This window comes from Bradyrhizobium guangxiense (assembly GCF_004114915.1).
Lineage (GTDB): Bacteria > Pseudomonadota > Alphaproteobacteria > Rhizobiales > Xanthobacteraceae > Bradyrhizobium > Bradyrhizobium guangxiense.
The window spans coordinates 3,118,209-3,135,735 of the sequence record NZ_CP022219.1; the positions used below are offsets into that span (position 1 = coordinate 3,118,209).

11 protein-coding genes, 1 tRNA gene and 1 pseudogene are annotated in these 17,527 nt (G+C 65.0%); 11 read left to right on the top strand and 2 right to left on the bottom strand.

Annotated features, from left to right (window positions below):
• Positions 1–47: 47 nt before the first annotated feature.
• Positions 48–1,082, bottom strand: a complete 1,035-nt coding sequence (locus X268_RS14745; RefSeq protein ID WP_128925627.1) for a cysteine synthase A — start codon at positions 1,080–1,082, stop codon at positions 48–50.
• Between the two features lie 741 nt (positions 1,083–1,823).
• Between X268_RS14745 and X268_RS14750 the strand changes: the two genes are divergently transcribed.
• The 7 genes from X268_RS14750 (at position 1,824) to X268_RS39440 (ending at position 12,304) form a co-directional block, all read left to right on the top strand.
• Positions 1,824–3,308, top strand: coding sequence for an efflux transporter outer membrane subunit (locus X268_RS14750; RefSeq protein ID WP_128925628.1), 1,485 nt, complete (start codon positions 1,824–1,826; stop codon positions 3,306–3,308).
• A complete protein-coding gene (locus X268_RS14755) occupies positions 3,298–4,704 on the top strand; it encodes an efflux RND transporter periplasmic adaptor subunit (protein ID WP_128925629.1) in 1,407 nt (468 codons plus the stop codon). Before X268_RS14750 ends, X268_RS14755 begins: the two co-directional genes overlap by 11 nt.
• Positions 4,705–4,741: 37 nt before the next feature.
• Positions 4,742–7,891 carry an efflux RND transporter permease subunit gene (locus tag X268_RS14760; RefSeq protein ID WP_128925630.1) on the top strand — a complete coding sequence of 1,050 codons (3,150 nt, stop codon included), beginning with the start codon at positions 4,742–4,744 and terminating at the stop codon, positions 7,889–7,891.
• Entirely contained in the window at positions 7,891–10,995 is a 3,105-nt protein-coding gene (locus X268_RS14765) for an efflux RND transporter permease subunit (RefSeq protein WP_128925631.1), read from the top strand. Before X268_RS14760 ends, X268_RS14765 begins: the two co-directional genes overlap by 1 nt.
• A 37-nt stretch (positions 10,996–11,032) precedes the next feature.
• Entirely contained in the window at positions 11,033–11,764 is a 732-nt protein-coding gene (locus X268_RS14770) for a tRNA-uridine aminocarboxypropyltransferase (RefSeq protein WP_128925632.1), read from the top strand.
• A 120-nt stretch (positions 11,765–11,884) separates the two neighbouring features.
• Positions 11,885–11,958 (top strand) — tRNA-Cys (locus tag X268_RS14775).
• A gap of 199 nt (positions 11,959–12,157) precedes the next feature.
• Entirely contained in the window at positions 12,158–12,304 is a 147-nt protein-coding gene (locus X268_RS39440) for a hypothetical protein (protein ID WP_164937738.1), read from the top strand.
• Positions 12,305–12,387: 83 nt separating this feature from the next.
• On the opposite strand, the gene X268_RS14780 is transcribed toward X268_RS39440, so the two are convergent.
• Positions 12,388–12,597: a hypothetical protein gene (locus tag X268_RS14780; RefSeq protein WP_128925633.1), complete on the bottom strand. Its 210-nt coding sequence runs from the start codon at positions 12,595–12,597 to the stop codon at positions 12,388–12,390.
• A 263-nt stretch (positions 12,598–12,860) separates the two neighbouring features.
• Between X268_RS14780 and X268_RS14785 the strand changes: the two are divergent.
• The 4 genes and pseudogenes from X268_RS14785 (at position 12,861) to X268_RS14800 (ending at position 17,374) form a co-directional block, all read left to right on the top strand.
• Positions 12,861–13,116 (top strand): annotated as a pseudogene (locus X268_RS14785) (hypothetical protein).
• Positions 13,117–13,547: 431 nt separating this feature from the next.
• Entirely contained in the window at positions 13,548–14,468 is a 921-nt protein-coding gene (locus X268_RS14790) for an ABC transporter substrate-binding protein (RefSeq protein ID WP_128925634.1), read from the top strand.
• On the top strand, positions 14,468–16,090 hold the full coding sequence (locus X268_RS14795; RefSeq protein ID WP_128925635.1) for an amino acid ABC transporter permease/ATP-binding protein: 1,623 nt from the start codon (positions 14,468–14,470) through the stop codon (positions 16,088–16,090). The genes X268_RS14790 and X268_RS14795 overlap by 1 nt, the downstream gene beginning before the upstream one ends.
• A gap of 42 nt (positions 16,091–16,132) precedes the next feature.
• Positions 16,133–17,374, top strand: coding sequence for an acetamidase/formamidase family protein (locus X268_RS14800; RefSeq protein ID WP_128925636.1), 1,242 nt, complete (start codon positions 16,133–16,135; stop codon positions 17,372–17,374).
• The last annotated feature ends 153 nt before the right edge of the window (positions 17,375–17,527 follow it).

Here is a 17,527-nt window from a genome sequence, read left to right on the forward strand (position 1 = left end):
CGCGCAGAGCTTGTGGACGTGCGCTCTTGCCCCGAGTAGCGTGACGGTCACACGAAAGGCGGCTTGATGTTGCTGCGCTTCTCGAGCCACTCCGGCACCGGAAGGTTCTTGGCGCGCATGAAATCCGCGTTGAACAGCTTCGACTGGTAGCGGCTGCCGGAATCGCACAGCACGGTGACGATCGTCTTGCCGGGCCCGAGCTGCTTGGCGAGGCGCATCGCACCGACGATGTTGATGCCGGTCGAGCCGCCAAGGCAGAGACCTTCATGCTGGAGCAGCTCATAGATCACGCTGACGGCTTCACCGTCGGGGATGAGATAGGCGTCATCCACCTTCGCGGTCTCGACGATGGCGGTCGCGCGGTTGAGGCCGATGCCTTCGGTGATCGAGCCGCCCGGCGTCGCCTTGGCGTCGCCGGTTCTGAAATATTCGTACATGCCGGCGCCGTGGGGATCGGCACACGCGATCCGCACGTTCTTGCTCTTTTCCTTCAGAAAGCGGCTGGTGCCGGCGAGCGTGCCGCCGCTACCGACCGAGCAGACGAAGCCGTCGACCTTGCCACCGGTCTGCTCCCAGATCTCCGGCCCCGTGGATTCGTAATGCGCCTTCGCGTTGTCGAGGTTGTTCCACTGGTCGGCGAACAGCACGCCGTTCGGCTCGGTCTTGCGCAGCTCGTCCGCAAGACGGCGACCGACATGCTGGTAGTTGTTGGGATTGGCGTAAGGAAGGGCCGGGACCTCGATCAGCTCGGCGCCGCACAGCTTCAAGAAGTCCTTCTTCTCTTGGCTCTGCGTCTCCGGGATCACGATCAGGGTGCGGTAGCCACGCGCGCTGGCGACGACCGCAAGGCCGATGCCGGTATTGCCGGCGGTCGCTTCCACCACGAGACCGCCGGGCTTGAGCTCGCCGCGCTTCTCGGCCTCGAGGATCATCCATTTGCCGGCGCGATCCTTCACCGACTGACCTGGGTTCATGAATTCGGCCTTGCCGAGAATGGTGCAGCCGGTCAGTTCCGAGGCGCGCTTCAGCTTGATCAGCGGGGTGTTGCCGATGGCTTCGACAACGTCGTTTCGAATGGTCATGTCTGGGAAATCGCTACCAAGGGGTTTGATCTGGTTGGCCAGAACCTAGTGCTTGGAAGACCAAAGGGGAAGGCTTTTGCGCTGCGGCGAAACCGGCTGAAACGCCTGTCCAGTCAATGGATTTTCTCGAGCGGTGCGAGCTCCGATGATGGACTTGGGCGCGCGGCGGGACAGCTATAGGCGGAAATGGCTGAACTCCGTCGCAGCACGGAAGATGACGGTCGCCGCCAGCCATTTCACGATCGCTTTCTTCCAATGGCGAAACGAGCGGCCATCGAGGCTGTGGATGGCGCTTGGATGGCCGAAGTCATATCTCCCTCCAGAAGCAAGCATCCTTTTCGGCCATTGACGGCCTTGAGACCTGGCTCGGTTGGATCGCGAAACTGAACCGACGCCGTGCGGTGGACAAGGGCACGGCCGGATGGAAAGGCTCAGGTGCCGGTGTGGCAGCAATATCACATGAAATCTTGGTAAGCTTGATCGCGCCTTCTCCGGTTTTGGGAATGAGAGAAGTCACTGCAGGACAGGCATTTTTTGCATTTTTTCCGGGTTGTTTCCGGCGCGTTGGCATGACCATCTCGCAACTGCGGGACTGTCCGGCAGTTCACCGCCCGGCTAGTATCGATGTCGAGGTTCCGCAGAAAGCATCACCCCTGTGAACGAGTTGTCCAAAGCCTCCCGACCGTCCCGCCGCGAATCGGTTAATCCGGTTGCGCGGCGGCATGATCTGCCCGGCGGGGGGTGGATGTGACACAGGATGTTCCGGCGATCGCCATGCGGCGGTCCGAAGGTGCTGCATCCCGGGCGTTGCGTGCGGCCCGCTGGCTTGCGGTGCTGAGCTTCGCTGCCGCCTCGGGTGCTTGCGTGCTGACCCAGGACCTTCCCGATCCCGCCCTGGACGTTCCCACGCAGTACAAATACGGCGGCAAGGGCGATGCGCCACCGTCATTGGATTGGTGGCGCGGCTTTCGCTCCGCGGAGCTGACCCAGCTGATGGAAGAGGCCCAGACCGTCAACCTCGACATCGCCGCCGCCGTTGCGCGCATCGTCCAGGCCGACGCCCAGGCACGGCAGGCGGGCGCGGCGCTGCTGCCGAGCGTGTCGACGGGCGGGTCGGAAACCTATTCGCGCACCTCGGGCTCGAGCGCGTCCGGCCTGTCCATCGGCGGCCGCGAGGTCGTCAATTATTCGGCTTCGCTGAGCGCGAGCTATCAGCTCGACTTCTGGGGCCAGAACCGCGACGCGCTGCAATCGGCCGAGGAGACGGCGAACGCCAACCGTTTCGATCGCGACACCGTCGCGCTGACGACGCTGGCGGCCGTCGCCAACGCCTATTTCCAGGTGCTGGCCTCGCAGGACCGCATCAGGACCTCACAGCGCAACATCGCGAGCGCGCAGCGCATCCTCGATGCCGTGAGGGAGCGGCGCAAGGCCGGCACCGGCACGGATCTCGACGTCGCCCAGCAGGAGAGCGTTCTTGCCAATCAGAAGGCCTTGGTGCCGCCGCTGCGCCAGACGCTGGACCAGAATGTCAACGCGCTCGCCGTGCTGGTCTCGCGTCCGCCGGAGAGCGTGCGCGTGCAGGGCGGCTCCCTCGACCGGATCGCGACCCCGCGCGTGACGTCCGGCCTGCCGTCGGAGCTGCTGACGCAGCGGCCGGATATCCGCCGCCAGGAGGCGCAGCTTGCGTCTGCGACCGCCAACATCGGCAATGCCCGGGCCCAGTTCTTTCCGACCATCCAGCTGACCGGCAATGGCGGCTATCAGAGCTCGGCGCTGGTCTCGCTGTTCCAGCCGCATGCGGCGTTCTTCCAGCTCGTCGGCAGCGCCACGCAACCGATCTTCGACGGTGGCAAGATCCTTGGCAATTTCGAATTGGCCAAGGCGCGGCAGGACGAGCTGCTCCAGACCTACCGCAAGACCATCGTGCAGGCCTTCGCCGACGTCGACAATGCGCTGTTCTCGATCAAGCAGACCACGATCAAGCTGCAATTGCAGCGCGACGTCGTCGCCGCCTCGCGCCGCGCCTTCGATCTGTCCGAGCAGCAATTGCGGGCCGGCACCGCCGACATCGTGACCGTGCTCAACACTCAACTGACCCTGTTCCAGGCGGAAGACGCGCTGTCACAGGCGCAACTGGCCCGCCTGCTCGCCATCGTCAGCCTCTATCAGGCCCTCGGCGGCGGCTGGGAGCCGCGAATGGAGAAACCGGTCAATGCTCTTTAAGCCGGATGGTAAGCAAGCTGCGGAGGAGGGGACGGCGAAAAGGTCGCGCGGCCGCGGTTTCATCATGACCCTGGTCACGCTCGCGATCCTCGGCGGACTCGGTTATCTCGGCTGGACCGTCACGCATCAGCAGCAGGCCAACAATCGCAACAATCAGCGGCTCGATCTGCCGGTGCCCGTGCTGGCGGCGAGCCCGCGGGTGCAGGACGTTCCGGTCTATCTCGACGGTGTCGGCGCGATCCGCGCGCTCAACACCGTGACCGTGCGCTCGCAGGTCGATGGCAAGCTGATCGCGGTGAACTTCACGGAAGGCCAGGACGTCAAGAAGGGCGACGTGCTCGGCGAGATCGATCCCGCACTCTATCAGGCCACTTACGACCAAGCGGTCGCCAAGAAGGCGCAGGATCAGGCTCAGCTCGCCAACCAGCGCATCGACCTGACACGCTACGAGCAGCTTGCTGCCTCCAACGCCGGCTCCAAGCAGCAGGCCGACACCCAGCGCGCGCTGGTCGCGCAGACCGAGGCGCTGGTCAAGGCCGATCAGGCCGCGATCGACAACGCGGCGGCGACGCTGAGCTACACCAAGATCGTGGCGCCGATCTCGGGGCGCGCCGGCTTGCGCCAGGTCGACCAGGGCAACATTATCCATGCTTCCGACACCACGGGCCTTGTGGTGATCACGCAATTGCAGCCGATCGCGGTGTGGTTCAGCCTGCCGCAGCAACAGATCATGCGCGTCAATGCGGCCGCGGCGAAGGGCCCGCTCGCAGTCGACGTGTTCGGCAATGACGGCATCACCGTGATCGACACCGGCAAGCTCACCGGCATCGACAACCAGGTCGACCAGACCACCGGCACGCTCAAGCTCAAGGCAGAATTCCCCAACGCCAATTACCAGCTCTGGCCCGGCCAGTTCGTCAATGTCCGCCTCAAGGTCGAGACGTTGACCCAGGCGTTGGTGGTGCCGACCTCTGCGGTGCAGCGCGGCCCGATCGGGACTTTCAGTTACGTCATCGGCGGGGACAACATTGTCTCGGCCAAGCCCGTGACGGTGACCCAGCAGAACGAGCATGACGCCGTGATCGCCAGCGGCCTGTCGGCGAACGACAGGGTCGTCACCACGGGCTTTGCCAATCTGTCCGACGGCTCCAAGGTGATCGTCGGCCGTGACGACCAGACCCCGTCGGCTGATCTCGCCCCACGCAAGCGCTCGCGCGGGCCTGACGCCCAGAGGAAGGATGGCGCCAAGGAGAGTCAGAACGAAGGGCAGAAGGACGGACAAGGCAAGGACGGCGAGTTCCGCGCCAAGCGCAAGAGCAGCGAGGGCGACCAGAAGGGACAGACCGGGCCGGCACCGGGGCCGGGGGCATCGGGATCTGGAGCCAAGCAGCCATGATCCCGTCAACAGCCGCCTGAAGCGGCAGGCAGATCCCATGGGTGTCTCCGAACCCTTCATCCGCCGGCCGATCGCAACCTCGCTGCTCGGCATCGCGCTTCTGATCGGCGGGCTGCTGGGCTATTTCGCGCTGCCAGTCTCGGCGCTGCCGCAGGTCGATTTCCCGACCGTGCAGGTGACGACGCAGCTGCCGGGCGCGAGCCCCGACGTGATCGCCTCGCTGATCACCGCGCCGCTGGAGCGGCAGCTCGGGCAGATCCCGTCGCTGTCGGCGATGAACTCGACGAGCTCGTTCGGCGTCAGCCAGATCTCGCTCCAGTTCGACCTCAACCGCGACATCGATGGCGCGACGCAGGACGTGCAGGCCGCGATCAACGCCGCAGCCGGCGTGCTGCCCAAGACGCTGCCTTATCCGCCGACCTACGCCAAGGTGAACCCGGCAGACGCGCCTGTCATGACGCTGGCGCTGCGCTCGGACACGATCTCGCTGCGGGCGATGAGCGACATTGCCGACACCATACTGGCGCAACGTTTGAGCCAGATTTCCGGTGTCGGACGGGTCTCGGTGCTCGGCGGATTGAAACCGGCCGTGCGCATCCAGGCTGACCTGGCGCGGCTCGCCGCCTACGGCATTGCGATGGAAGATCTGCGCACCGCCATCGCCAATGCCAATGTCTCGGGGCCGAAAGGCTCGCTCGACGGCGCGCAGCAATCCTACATCATCGCGGCCAATGACCAGATCGCCGCGGCCGACGCCTACAAGCCCGTCATCATCGCCTATCGCAACGGCTCGCCGGTCACCATCGCCGACGTCGCGCACATCGTTGACGGGCTGGAGAACGACCGCACCGGCGGCTGGTACCAGGGCACGCCGGCCGTCATCATCGACATCCAGCGCCAGCCCGGCGCCAACGTGATCGACGTCGTCAGGCAGATCCGCGCCGAAATCCCCAAAGTGCAGCGCGCGATCCCGGCCGGTGTGAACCTGACCATCGTCTCCGACCGCACCGTCACCATCCGAGCCTCGGTGCGCGACGTGCAGTTCACGCTGGTCCTTGCGGTCGTGCTGGTGACCCTGGTGGTGCTGCTGTTCCTGCGTTCGCTGCGCGCGACCATAATCGCGGGCGTGGCACTGCCGCTGTCCCTGATCACGAGCTTCGGCATCATGTATTTCGCCGGGTTCAGTCTCGACAATCTGTCGCTGATGGCGCTGACGATCGGCACCGGCTTCGTGGTCGACGACGCCATCGTCATGATCGAGAACATCGTGCGCCACATGGAGAACGGCGATGGCGCGATGGAGGCCTCGCTCAAGGGCGCCAGCGAAATCGGCTTCACCGTGATCTCGCTGACGGTCTCGCTGATCGCGGTGTTCATCCCGCTGTTGTTCATGTCGGGCCTCGTCGGGCGCATGTTCCGCGAATTCGCGCTGACCTTGACCATTGCGGTCGTGACCTCGGCCGTGGTCTCGCTGACGCTGACGCCGATGATGTGTTCACGCCTGCTCAAGCACGCCCATGAGGAGCTGGCGGTGCCGGGACTTGCCGCCGTCAGTCGCTTCATCGACCGCACCGTCGAGGCCTATCATCGCTCGCTGCTGTGGGTGCTGGAGCGCCAGCGCGCGACGCTGGTCGTGACTTTCGTCACCCTGATCGCAACCCTGGTCCTTTATGTCGTCGCGCCAAAAGGCTTCCTGCCGCTGCAGGACACCGCCTCGATCACGGCAGTCACGGAGGCCGGAGCAGACGTGTCGTTTGCGGAGATGCAGAGGCGGCAGGCCGAGGCGGCCGACGCCATTAAGGCCGACCCTGATGTCGTCGGCGTGGTCTCGGTGATCGGGGCAGGCTCAGTCAATCCGACCACCAATGTCGGCCGGCTCGTCATGAGCTTAAGGCCGCGCGGCGAGCGGCGCGACGATGTCGCGGTCGTCATCACTCGGTTGAAGGAGAGGGTGGCGGGTATCCCCGGAATGACCGTCTATTTCCAGCCGGTGCAGGACGTGCAGATCTCGACCCAGTCGAGCCGCTCGCAATACCAGTACACGCTGACCGGGACCGATGCGACGCTGGTGTCGGAATGGGCGCGCAAGCTGGTTACTGAGATGCGGCGCGATCCCTTGTTCCGCGACGTCTCCTCCGAGGCGCAGGAAGGCGGCCTGCGGGCGCAGCTCGACGTCGATCGCACCCGCGCGGGCCAGCTCGGCGTGAGCCTGCAAGGAATTACCGATACGCTCAACGACGCGTTCGCGCAGCGCCAGATCTCGACCATTTACGGCCAGGCCAACCAGTACCGCGTGGTGCTGGAGGCGCTGCCGATGTACCAGCGCGATCCCTCGATCCTCTCGAAGCTCTATCTGCCGGGCGCGGCGAGCACCGTCGCCGGAGCGCCGAGCGCCCAGGTGCCGCTGTCGGCCGTGGCGACACTGAAGCGCACCACTGCGCCGCTCGCGATCTCGCACCAGGCGCAATTCCCCTCCGTATCGCTCAGCTTCAACCTCGCGCCGGGCGCCGCGCTCGGCGATGCGGTCGAGGCTGTGAAGACAATCGAGACCCGGATCGGCATGCCCAACAGCATCGTCGGCGTCTATGCCGGCGACGCCGCCGAATTCGCCAAGGCGCTCGCCGGGCAGCCCTGGCTGCTGCTTGCCGCCGTGATCACGATCTATATCGTGCTCGGCGTGCTCTACGAGAGCTACATCCACCCGATCACGATCCTGTCGACGCTGCCTTCGGCCGGCGTCGGCGCCATCCTGGCGCTGGTGCTGTGCGGGCAGGACCTCTCGGTGATCGGCCTGATCGGCATCATTCTCCTGATGGGCATTGTCAAGAAGAACGCGATCATGATGATCGATTTCGCGCTCGAGGCCGAGCGCGGGCAGGGCATGTCGCCCGACGAAGCCATCGTGCAGGCCTGCCTCTTGCGCTTCCGCCCGATCATGATGACGACGCTGGCGGCGTTGTTCGGCGCGCTGCCGCTCGCGATCGAGAGCGGCACCGGCGCCGAGCTGCGCTTTCCGCTCGGCATCTCCATCATCGGCGGCCTACTGCTGAGCCAGCTGCTGACGCTCTATACGACGCCCGTGATCTATCTCGCGCTCGACCGCATCAACCGCCGCCTCGAGCAGGCGCTGCCGCCGGCTGAATCCGGTGGCCCGCCGGTCGCGGGCGCGACCGAGGGGATGCAGTGATGGCGTCGATCTCGGAGCCCTTCATCCGCCGCCCGGTCGCCACCACGCTGCTGTCGATCGGATTGTTCCTGCTGGGTGTGGTCGCCTACGAGTTCCTTCCCGTCGCCTCGGTCCCGAACGTCGACTTCCCCGCCATCTTCGTCTCGGCCAGCCGGCCCGGCGCCGACCCGTCGGTGATGGCGGCGACGGTGGCGTCTCCATTGGAGCGGCGGCTAGGGGAGATCGCCGGCATCAACCAGATCACCTCGACCTCGACGCTCGGCAACACCAGCATCCAGCTCCAGTTCGACATCGGCCGCAGCATCGACAAGGCCGCGCGCGACGTGCAGGCGGCGATCAATGCCGCGATGGTCGATCTGCCGAGCGACCTGCCGACGCTGCCGCGCTTCCGCAAGGCCAACACGGCCGGCGCGCCCGTCTTCGTGCTGGCGTTGACCTCGAAGACGCTGTCGGCCAGCGCGATTTATGACGTCGCCGACACGGTGCTGGCGCAGCGCATCTCGCAGGTTCCGGGTGTCGGCGACGTCACGGTGTCCGGAGCCGACCAGCCAGCGGTGCGGGTCCAGCTCAATCCGGTCGCGCTTTCGAATGCCGGCATCGCCACCGACGACGTCCGGACCGCGATCGTCAACGCCAACCCGCTGGGTCCCGTCGGCATCTTCAACGGCGAGCGCCAGAGCGAGACGCTGGCGCTCAATCGGCAGATGCGCACGGCGAAAGAATTCCGCGACATCGTCATCAAGAGCTCCAACGGCAATTTCGTGCGGCTATCCGACGTCGCCGACATCGAGGATTCCGTCCGCAACGCGCGGTCGATCGCCTGGTTCAACAAGCAGCCGGCGGTGCTGATCCAGATCACCAAGCAGGGCGACGCCAACGTCATCGATACCGTCGACAGGGTGAAGGCGCTGGTTCCCCAGCTGAAGCAGTGGATTCCCGCCGGAGTCGAGATCTCGACCCTGGTCGACCGCACCGGCACGATTCGCGCCAGCGTGCTGGACATGCAATGGACATTGCTTGCGACCGCGGTCCTGGTGATGCTCGTGGTGTTCGTGTTCCTGCGGCGGTTGACGCCGACGATCGCGGCCGGCATCTCGGTGCCGTTGGCGCTGGCCGGCACCTGCGCCGGCATGTGGGTGGCGGGCTTCTCGATCGACAATCTGTCGCTGATGGCGCTCGCGATTTCCGTCGGCTTCGTGGTCGACGATGCCATCGTCATGATCGAGAACATGTATCGCAATCTCGAGCACGGCATGCGACCGTTTCGGGCGGCGCAGGAGGGCGCGAAGCAGATCGGCTTCACGGTGGTCTCGATCAGCCTGTCGCTGGTCGCGGCGTTCACGCCGCTGATCTTCATGGACGGCATCGTCGGCCGCCTGCTGCGGGAATTCTCGCTGACGTTGACGTTCGCCATTCTGGTGTCGACGCTGGTGTCGCTCACGGTCACGCCGATGATCTGCGCCCATTACATCCGGCAGACCACGTCCGGCACGGCCACCCTGTTCGATCGGCTGATCGAGGGCTCGCTGTCGCGCATCGTCGCCTTCTACGCCCGAACGCTGCGTACCGTGCTGGACTATCCGCTGGCAACGCTGCTGGTGTTCTTCGCCACCATCGGTCTCACCGTGACGCTCTACATCAAGGTTCCCAAGGGCTATTTCCCGACCGACGATTCCGGCTTCGTCATCGGAGCGACGCGGGCCTCGGCCGACATCTCGTTCCAGTCGATGCTTGGCCTCCAGCAGCGGCTCGCCGACATCGTCATGCAGGATCCGGCCGTGGCGGGCATCGGTTCGACCGTCGGCGCCGGCGGCGGGCCGGGGGGGGCGACCTCGAACCGCGGCGTCATGTACATCAGCCTGAAGCCGCCGGAGGAGCGCGACCACGTCTCGACGCAGACCGTGATCGACCGCCTGAGGCGCGCGCTGTACCCCGTGCCCGGCATCCGCCTCTTCATGTTCGCCGCCCAGGACGTCCGTGCCGGCGGCCGGCAGAGCGATTCCGACTACCAGTACACGCTGACCAGCACCGATCTCGGACTGCTGCAGAAGTGGGCGCCGATCGTGGCCAAGCGGATGGAGAGTGTCGAAGGCATCACCGACATCTCCAGCGACCGCGACCCAGGCGGCCTTCAGCTCACGCTCGCGATCGATCGGCAGAAGGCCTCGGCGCTCGGCGTCAGGGTTCAGGACATCGACAACGCGCTGAACAACGCCTTCTCGCAGCGCCAGATCTCGATCATCTACACCCAGCGCAACCAGTACATGACCGTGCTGGAGATCGATCCGAAATTCCAGGTCGATCCCGCCAACCTCGATCGCATCTATGTCGCCGGCGCGGGCGACGCGCAGGTGCCGCTATCGGCCGTGGTGTACGCCACGCGCGGCCTTGCCGCGCTCGCGGTCTATCACTCGCAATCGTTTCCCTCGACCACGGTGTCGTTCAACCTCCTGCCGAACGTGCAGCTCCAGGCGGCGACGCAAAACATCCAGCGGGCGGTGGAGGAGCTGCACATGCCCGAAGGCATCCGCGGCAGCTTCGACGGCAATGCCGGCGACTTCGCCAGGACCAGCGGCCGCCAGCCGCTTCTGATCCTCGGTGCGCTGGTGGCGATGTACATTGTGTTAGGGGTGCTCTACGAGAGCCTCGCCCATCCGCTCACGATCATCTCGACGCTGCCTTCGGCCGGGCTCGGTGCGCTGCTCGCCCTGCAGCTCACCGACACGCCGCTGACGGTGATCGCCTTCGTCGGCATCATCCTCTTGATCGGTATCGTCAAGAAGAACGGCATCATGATGGTGGATTTCGCGCTCGACGCCGAGCGCCGACGCGGCCTGTCCTCGGCGGAGGCGATCTTCGAGGCTTGCCAGGCGCGCTTCCGCCCGATCCTGATGACGACCATGGCGGCACTGTTCGCCGGCATTCCGCTCGTGGTGGCGACCGGCCCCGGTACGGAGCTGCGCCGTCCGCTCGGCATCACCATCATCGGGGGCCTGTTCGTTTCGCAGATCCTGACACTCTACACCACGCCCGTGATCTATCTCTTGATCGACCGCCTGCGGCGGCGGTCCGAACCGCGTCCAGTGCCTGCGCCCGCGGAATAGGTTGTTGAAGCCCCGCTTCAAGCGTATAGCCGCGCCCATGTCGAACCCGCCCGATACGGCCGCCGCCGATCCGATTCCCGAGTGCCCGCATTGCCAGAAGCCGATGCCGCTGTGCATCTGCGACAGCGTTACGCCGATCGAAAATCGGCTGTCGCTCCTGATCCTGCAGCATCCGCAGGAGCAGGACAGGGCGCTCGGCACCGCGCGCCTGCTGGCCAGGCATTTCGCCGATGCCACGGTGCGCGTCGGTCTGTCCTGGCCGAGCCTGTCCAAGGCGCTGGGACGGCCGGTCGAGAATGCCGCGCGCTGGGCCGTGCTCTATCTCGGCTCGGCGCGCGCCGCCGATCTCGAAGCCGAAGGCGAGGTCATCGCGCTCAACCGCAAGGGTGAGATCGCGGAGAACCAGCGCGCGATCCTCAGCAAGCTCGAAGGGGTCGTGCTGCTCGACGGCACCTGGAGCCAGGCCAAGGCGCTGTGGTGGCGCAATCCCTGGATGCTCAAATGCCAGCGCGTGATCCTCAACCCGGCGCATCCCTCGCGCTATGGGCGCCTGCGCCGCGAGCCGCGCCGCGACGGGCTCTCGACCATAGAGGCCGCGGCGACGGTTCTCGCCGGCCTCGAGCGACGTCCCGACATCGCCGAGACCCTGCATGCCAGTTTTGAACGACTGCTGACACGCTACCGCGAGGTCCAGGCCGATATGCCGGAATTGGCGCCCAAACCCGCCCCGAAGGGCCGGCGTGACTTCCGTCGTCGCAAACGAGCCTGACTTCGGCCGGCATCATCTGAGCGGTTGCGATCATAACGACCGCGCCGGGGGCTACGAGCCAAACTCAGACGAAGGCAGTTGCCTAAGCCATTGATCCCCTATATTGGTCCGCCCTTACGGGGCCACGTGGCGGAGTGGTTACGCAACGGTCTGCAAAACCGTGTACACCAGTTCAATTCTGGTCGTGGCCTCCATCACAATACTCTGATTTCCCAGCACAATTTTACCTTGCGTCGGTTCCGCCGATGCGGCGCGCGGCGCTCCGCGAGGTGCAGGATGGCGCGGCCACCGGGTTTGCCCGGGGCTTGCCGGAAACCCGCGATTCAGCCCGTTGGCATAGTGTTCGCATCTGCGAAGTGAAGCATCTCGTCACCCCGAGCACTGGAGCCACAAGTGGGCGACATCGTCCGATTTGTCCCGAAATCCGAGCTGGAGCGAGCCCGCCTCATTCGTGAGGCCCGCGCGATCTACGACAGTATCTTTCCATCGGCCCCACCGGACCGGGCGCCGCAGGATGGCGAGGATCGCGTCAAAAATTGACCATTGCCGGGCCGGGTTCCGGCGCAGGCCGCGCGGCAACACGCCCGCGAGGCGGGCGGTTCGGGTCGCGGTGAAAGCAGGCCTTAGCCGGCCGCGTACCAGCCGTCGGGAAATGGCAGGAGAGGCCAGGCACCATCATTGTCGTTGGCGGCCATCGGGGCTGTCCTGGACATCGCGTCAAAGTTCCCCGAGCGCGGCACGAATTCCTGCTCCGGAGCGGAAGCGAAATCTTCAATGACCATGGCGTTCCGGACGGCATCCAGCAGCAAGTTGAATTCGGCTTCGCTTCTCATCGCATCCTCGCAAAACGCGGATGGCGCAATGTCGCAAAGCCGGTTTGTTACCCGATTGAGCCGATCGTTCGCATTTTAACGACCCGGCGATCTGGGTTCGATTGGTTAGCGATTTCCAAATAATCCCCTGAGAAACGCTACGTTCCGTCCGGCCGTCCCCCGTGTGAAAGGGATCACATTCCGCGCAATTTTTTTCTCCTACCCCTCTGCACGAGACCGGCCGAGAAAGCCGGGAGGCGGGCAGGGCAGAGAGGAGATTGGTCATGCAGGCGAGGTTCTTACGGTCTGCAGGTGTGAAGAGCCGGGCGCGTCGCGCCTCGACGGTCGGGCTGTTCCTGACGCTATTTGCTTCCGTCGCCCACGCGCAGGGAACGGCCGAGCAGCGCCGGGCCTGTGCGCCCGATGTCTATCGGCTTTGCGCGGGCGAAGTTCCCAACGTCCGCGCCATCACCGTCTGCTGCGGCATAACCGGTCGAATCTGAGCGAGGCCTGCGCTCCGTCTTCGATCAGGGTGGCTGAACCGCCCTGCTTGTGGGTTTGTGCGCAGCAAGTGCCTCGCAGGGGCTCGCGAATCCGCCATGGTCGGCCTGTGGATATGCTGTGGAAGACCAGTGAATTTGCTGCGGATGCCGGACGTGGATGCTTCGGTTCGGCGTCAGATCTCAATCGGCGATGTCGTATCTCTGTCAAACAGGTTCACCGAATGATGCGCCGATCGCGCAAATCGCTGCGTCGGCGGAGATGATGTGTCTATCCCGAATTCGGAATCCCTACCCGCGCCGCTGTGGCCTGCGAACAGTTTTTGGGCAGCCGTTTGCCCAAATGTCGGGCGCGCTCCATCCAATTTTTTGTACGCCCGCGGACAAGCTTTTCGCGCCGCGCTCCCGCACGCTTCCTCTCCGATCACTGGACCATGGCAGGCGCCATGACATTTCGGAGGAACTGGCGAGATGGAGAAATCGGTTTGGCCCCAGGCGCGGCGGGGAACGGCGCGCGCATCATTGCCACAGCGCAAGCTCATGCTCGGTGCCGCCATCGCTTTCGGCCTCGTCGTCGCCGCGCCGCTGAGCGCGCAGGCCGCTGCGCCCGCCGCCTGCGCCACGCTCCAGGAGAAGTACCCGGACTGGAAGGGCAAGACGCTCGTCAACGCCATCAACCCGCACACGCCGGGCTATGAGACGATCGATCCCAAGGACCCCAGCAAGTACATCGGATTCGATATCGATCTCGGTGAAGCCATCGGCGAATGCCTCGGCTTCAAGCTGACCTACAAGCCCGTAGTGTTTGCGGCACTCCTGACCACGCTCGCGGCCGGCCAGGCCGACATCGTGATCTCCGACATCTACGCCACCAAGGAGCGTGCCAAGGCGGCCGACTTCATCACCTATTCGAAAGTGTTCGACGGCGTGCTGGTCGCCAAGGGCAATCCGAAGGGCATCAACGGCATCAACATGTCGATGTGCGGCGCGGCTGCCGCCGAGAACACCGGCTATGTCGAGGTGCCCCTGATTCAGGCCTTGATCCCGGAGTGCAAGAAGGCCGGCAAGGCGGAGCCGACCATCCAGCTCTACGACAACAACGCCAACTGCATCCAGGCGATCCTCGCCGGCCGTGCCGACACCTATGTCAACGACGTCAACACCGTCGACAGCGCGGTGAAGGCCTATCCGGACAAGCTGGAGAAGGCGATCGCGGTGACGATCCCATATTCGGTCGGCATCGCCGTTCCCAAGGACAAGCCGAAATTCCGCGACGCCGTGCTCGCCGCCCTCATCGAGGTGCAGAAGGCCGGCACGCATATGGAGCTTCTGAAGAAGCATGGGCTCGATGTGAACAACTTCAAGGAGCCGGACATTCTGACGGCTGACTGATGTCGCTGTTCCTCCACTATCTGAGCATGCCGTATCTGCTCGAGGGCATCGAGCTCACCCTGGAGGTGACTGCCCTCGGGCTCGGCGGTGGATTGATCCTCGGACTGATCCTCGCCGGCATGCAGCTCTCGCGCTTTTGGCTCCTCTCGGGGATCGCCAGGGCCTACACCGTGATCTTCCGCGGCACGCCGCTGATCCTGCAAATGGTGTTCGCCTACGACGCGCTGCCGCATATCGGCATCAAGCTGCCGGCGGTGCTGGCCGCCGGTCTCGCGCTCGCCTGCAACGAGGCGCCGTTCATCGCGGAGATGCTGCGGGCCGGCGTACTCGGCGTCGACCGCGGGCAGCTGACTGCGGGGCAGGCGCTCGGCATGACGCCGTCAGTGCTGATGCGCAGGGTCATCGCGCCGCAGGCCATCCGCACCATGATCCCGGCCTTCGGCAACGAGGCGGTGAGCGCGCTGAAAAATTCCTCGCTCGCCTCCGTCGTCGCGGTGCAGGAGCTGACCTTGCGCTCGACCCAGCTGGCGTCCTCGACCTTCGACTTCTTCTCGATCTTCTTCGCTTCGGGTCTGCTCTATCTGGTGCTGACCGCGACCATCAGCGTCATCCAGCTCTTCATCGAATGGTTGCTCGATCTCGACCGTGCCAAGGGCCGCGAGCGCAAGCTCGTCGATTATCTGCCGTGGCGCCGCGTCGATCTCGTCGCCAGGCTCGAACTCGCCGATGCGACCGTCGCCGATCCCGGGCGCGCACCAGCAGAGTTGACCGACACGCCGCCGCTGGCCTTGACCCGTGAGGAGCGCGCCCGCCGCGCCGCGACCATCGCGCGCAACAACATCGCGGTCGAGGTCAAGGATCTCACCAAGAGCTACGCCCCGCAGAAAGTGCTCCACGGCCTCGACCTCACGGTGCGGGTCGGCGAGGTTGTCGCACTGCTCGGGCCGAGCGGCTCAGGCAAGAGCACGCTGCTCCGCTGCATCAACCATCTCGAAAACTGGGACGCCGGCACCGTGCGCGTCGGCGGCCGCCGCCTTGGCTTTGGCGAAGACGGCAAGCCACTGTCGCCGCGCGCCATCGCCAACGAGCGCGCCAGTGTCGGCGTCGGCATGGTGTTCCAGCAGTTCAATTTGTTCGCTCATCTGTCGGCGAAGGAGAACATCGCGGGCCCATTGCGCTGGGTCCATGGCATGACCCGGATCGATGCCGATCGCCGCGCCACCGAGCTGCTCGACCGCGTTGGCCTCTCGCATCGCGCCGATGCGCTGCCGCGGCATCTCTCCGGCGGCCAGCAGCAGCGCGTTGCCATCGCCCGCGCGCTCGCACCCAATCCAAGTGTGTTGCTGCTGGACGAGCCGACCTCCGCGCTCGATCCCGAATTGGTCAACGAGGTGCTGGAGGTGATCCGCCGCCTCGCCATCGACGACGGCCTCACCATGATCATCTCGACACACCAGATCCGCTTCGCCGACGAGGTCGCCGACCGCGTCGCTTTCCTGAGCGGCGGTGCGATCATCGAGGAGGGGCCCGCGCACGAGGTGCTCTCCAATCCCCGCAATCCGCTGACGGCGCGTTTCCTCAGTGTGATGGAAGCCGACAAGACGCTGGAGACGGTGCGATGAGCGGCGCCTCCACAAGCTCAAGACTCCCTACGAGGCCACCTCATGAAGCATGTCACGCTCCCGGTTTCGCCGAAAACGGTCCATTGGGGCTATTTCTCCAAGACAGTCACGCCGGCCCTGACGCTGCGCTCCGGGGATCGCGCCACCATCGAGACGCTGACCCATCATGCCAACGACGACTATGAGCGCATGATCCAGGGCGATCCAGGCGCCGAGAGCGTGTTCCAGTGGACGCGCGAGCACAAGGCGGTCGCGCGCCGCGGCTCAGGCCCGGTCGAGGGCCCCTTCATTCGCGGCGCAGGCGAGGGGATCGGCGTGCATTTGCTCACCGGCCCTGTCGCGATCGAGGGCGCCGAGCCCGGCGACATTCTGGAGGTGCGCATCCTCGATATCAGGCCGCGGCCGAGCTGCAGTGCTTGCCATGCCGGCCGCTGCTTCGGCTCCAATGTCGCCGCCAACTGGGGCTTTCACTATCACGACCTGATCGAGGAGCCGAAGCCACGCGAGGTCATCACCATCTTCGAGCTCGACACCTCCGGCGAGCCCTTTGCAAAGGCCGTCTACAATTACGTCTGGACGCCGCAGACCGATCCTGACGGCATCGTGCATCCGACCATCGACTATCCCGGCGTCCGCGTCGATCACGCCACCATCAGGAAACGCGAGAACATCCTCTCCAGCGTGAAAGTGCCCGCACGATTGCACTTCGGCACCATGGGCCTTGCGCCGTCGGAAGCCGATTTCGTCAGCTCGATTCCGCCGAGCTATACCGGCGGCAATATCGATGACTGGCGCATCGGCAAGGGCGCGCGAATGTTCTATCCGGTTGCCGTCCCCGGCGCCTATTTTTCTGTCGGCGATCCCCATGCCGCGCAAGGCGACAGCGAGCTCGGTGGCACCGCGATAGAGACCTCGCTGACCGGCGATTTCGAATTCATCCTGCACAAGAAGGCCGACCTTGCCGGCACCAGCCTCGAAGGCCTCGACCATCCCATGCTCGAGACCGACCACGCCTGGTCGTTCTACGGCTTCACCTATCCGAACTATCTCGCCGCGCTCGGCTCCGACGCGCAAACGGAGATCGCCAATCACAGTAGTCTCGACCGTGCGATGCGCGATGCGTTCAGAAAACTTCGCCGTTTCCTGATGACCGTGCATCGCCTCAGCGAGGACGAGGCGATCTCGCTGATGTCGGTCGGCGCCGATTTCGGCGTCACCCAGGTGGTCGATGCCAATTGGGGTGTCCACGGCACGATCCGAAAGAACATGTTTCGATGCGACTGAATCTCTGTTCGCGCTTGCGCGCGCGCCGGAATGACGAATAGGGCTCGCCATACTCTAACACTTTGAGGAATCTTCCAGTTCCCGGATGAACTCTTGACCAACGACCCCCATTTGCGGCCCGTCGCTGCGACGGATGACCGCGTACGTCTGGCA